The sequence below is a fragment of the Gilvimarinus sp. 1_MG-2023 genome, assembly GCF_030548285.1.
This window is the reverse complement of the sequence record NZ_JAUOSC010000381.1, coordinates 1-362: the sequence shown is the minus strand read 5'-3', so window position 1 is coordinate 362 and position 362 is coordinate 1. Positions and strand designations below refer to the sequence as shown.

Here is a 362-nt window from a genome sequence, read left to right as displayed (position 1 = left end):
CTTTTGGTAATAGCAGGATTTCCAGCTCGCCGCTCAAGGCTTCCAGCTGTGCCTTGGCGGCGTGCTGTTCTTCTTCGCCCATGGCGCGCATGTCGGGGTCGCTGTCATTGGCCAGCAGATCAGCTTCATCCAGGTCAGCTTGTGCTTGCTGGTAGCGGCCAAAGGTCTGGGCCAGGCTTTCCAGCTCGCTGTATTCTCGTGATAGTTGGCGGAACTTGTTCTGATCGTTAATCACTTCCGGGTCGGAGAGCAAGTGTCCGATTTCTTCGTAACGCTCGGAGAGCGATTCCAGTTTGTGCAAAAGGGAGGCTTTCATGTTCTATCATCGCTGTTGCTGGCGGCATCGGCGGCATCACTGAGCT

At 55.5% G+C, this 362-nt stretch carries 1 protein-coding gene; it reads right to left on the bottom strand.

From position 1 onward, the window contains the following. Nucleotides 1-316: PCRF domain-containing protein (locus tag Q4563_RS17290; RefSeq protein WP_303605375.1), on the bottom strand; the 316-nt coding region annotated here is incomplete at its 3' end. Nucleotides 317-362 lie beyond the last annotated feature (46 nt).